General features: G+C 46.8%; 2 protein-coding genes. One reads left to right on the forward strand and one right to left on the reverse strand.

The window, feature by feature from the left end:
- Nucleotides 1-88: 88 nt before the first annotated feature.
- Nucleotides 89-490 carry a gamma-glutamylcyclotransferase family protein gene (locus RMO84_RS20275; RefSeq protein WP_310490245.1) on the reverse strand — a complete coding sequence of 134 codons (402 nt, stop codon included), beginning with the start codon at nt 488-490 and terminating at the stop codon, nt 89-91.
- 45 nt (nt 491-535) lie between these two features.
- Between RMO84_RS20275 and RMO84_RS20280 the strand changes: the two genes are divergently transcribed.
- Nucleotides 536-2359 (forward strand): hypothetical protein, encoded by a 1824-nt coding sequence (locus RMO84_RS20280; RefSeq protein ID WP_310490246.1) that lies wholly within the window; start codon nt 536-538, stop codon nt 2357-2359.
- The last annotated feature ends 31 nt before the right edge of the window (nt 2360-2390 follow it).

Below are 2390 nucleotides of genomic sequence, written 5' to 3' on the forward strand. Positions count from 1 at the left end.
TCGTTTTCGGCATGGGGAGGCTGTTTTGCGGGGAGCGGGGAATGAAAGATCGTATTCTAACCCTTTGGATCGGTTAATTATCCCTTAATTAGCCATGCCACCAACCATCGGCAATCCGAATGCCGCTGTTGCGACGGACTAGCTCTGGATTCATAAAATAAGCCCACACAGCAGGATTGACAACTCGATCGGATGTGTATGCCGCGATCGCTTGGCGGTTATAATCATTTGCGGCAGGATTGCGGTGTGGCTCGTAGTCTTCCAGGACATCCAATCCAATTAAAATTTGAGGGTTGGCAAACTGGAGTACAAACCCTTCTACTTTGCTAGTGCCGTGAATCGCACCTGGATAGCCCAATGATGGCAGATCGTACAGTTCGCCATAGATATAAGCACGGTAAATGTTTGCGACTTCAGTACCGCAATAGCGGTCGAAATTAGCCCCACCAGGTTTGAGCGTACCGTAGACAAAGACGCTGACATATTCCATCCTTAAGCAACTAACCCTCTAACCGCTCATTTCGTTCCTGTAAATATGACAATTAGCAAAAAAAGCCAGTCAATGCAAGTCCCCAAATTGCTGGCAGATCATCTGCGGTGGATGGTAGTACTGGCACAATTGCGCGAAGTCGGCGGCAAGGAGCATCGCTACACTGTCAAACAGTTGGTAGCCGATTTGCAATTGGGAGGTTTATTTGCCAAACCGACTGGTGAAATAGATCGCGAACCAGTTGTCGGCTTGAGTAAAAAAGCGTGGGAAATCTGGTTTTGTGGGAAGTCAGTAGAGAAAGGCGAAAGTCCGCTCAATTCGATCTATCAGTGTCGGAGTTTCTATGGTTTGGATGCGCCGAATAACTTGTTACAAAGATTGAATAAACTCTTGGATCTGGCGATCGATCGGCACAAAACCCTCGAACCCGAAGCCAGACGCGGGAAAAAAGATAGTAAATACGATCGGTATCTCGAACAATGGGGCGATTACGCGCTGCAATTAGTCGCCCTCAATGGTGGTTGGGAGGAATTTAGCAATAAGGCAAGTTTGGCAGAGATTCAGGATTTGTGGGTGGGCATCGAGCCACCGCGCATGGGGATGACGGGTGCAGATCGAGAGTCATTGATTCAGCGGGTTATCTATCTCGATAACGATCGCTATATCCAAATTGTCACAACTGCAATCGGCTCATTATATCCGCTGTGGTTTTTTAAATCCCAAGAGCGCAAAGAATTACTCGATCGGATTGCCGATCGCGATCGCGAGCTAAAAAAGGCTCTACCCAAGCGGGATTTATATATCGATGTCAATACTCAAATCGGTCAAATGGCAGGCTTGCCGTACCCATTTGGCGTGGCTGACGAGCTATTAGCATATTGTTGGGATGTCGAACTGTCAGCCGTCAGCACTCATTTGGGCGAAAGTGCCTGGTGTCCGACAGCGATTAAATCGATCGCTAGAGAACTGCAAAACGAATACTGGAGTCCGCCGCTATTATTCACGATGTGGGGCGATGAATTTCCGCTGCCTGACGATGATAAACACAACTATTCGATTCCCTTTATTGCGCTCACTCAAGGCGGCGATCGCTTTGGGGAATTGTATCGCCGGATCGCGATGCCCGCACCCGATGGCGAGATTAATGTCGATCGACCATTAAGCGATTTAAGCATCGCGATCGAAGCTGATACTTATGGTGAAAAAATTCTCGATCGATTGACAACTCAACGTCAAAAAATCGCCGCGCAAGCAGTCTATACCCGTACCCAATTTCTGACAGAGCAATTAGATGTCGATCTGATTGCTAGTTATTTTCCGGTCAGCTTATCATTACAAGTCAATCCCAATTACCAGCAATTAACGATCGCAGATTTATATCAAAAGTGGGGTAAGGTTGGCGATGCGTTTAACTATACTTGTCCGCAATTGGTCTTAGCTGGCGGGATGTTTTTAGCCAGACAAGCCAAAGCTACGGATTTAATTATTGACTTGGGAATCTATTTACACACTGTCGAACTATTAATTCGTAATCTCCGCCCAGAATGGGACTCGATCGAGCGGTATTTTCCGCAATTAGCCAGTAACGAGATCGAAAAAAAGCAAGCCGCAGCTCAGGCAATTCGGGAGGCTTGTCAGGTTGTAGCCAAGAAGAATCGATTGGTCAAAAATGGCGATTTGGTCAGTGCAAATGCGATCGCGGAGATCTTGAGCCAAGTGGCGATCGAGATGTTGACAGCGTTGATTGCTACCGATACAGAAGCCTGTCGAGATTGCGTCGAACAGATCGATGATTGGGGTTGGGCGAAGTTGTTTGAATCGGTACAGTTAACTTCTATATATATTGCCTGTGAGCTATTTACTGGATAGGTTGAATAATTAATAATCGATCGAAGTAGGG

The sequence above is a fragment of the Chamaesiphon sp. VAR_69_metabat_338 genome, assembly GCF_031423935.1.
GTDB lineage: Bacteria > Cyanobacteriota > Cyanobacteriia > Cyanobacteriales > Chamaesiphonaceae > Chamaesiphon.

Coding starts and splice junctions, on each gene's coding strand:
- RMO84_RS20275 (WP_310490245.1), bottom strand. CDS start 490: ATGGAATATGTCAGCGTCTTTGTCTACGGTACGCTCAAACCTGGTGGG.
- RMO84_RS20280 (WP_310490246.1), top strand. CDS start 536: ATGACAATTAGCAAAAAAAGCCAGTCAATGCAAGTCCCCAAATTGCTG.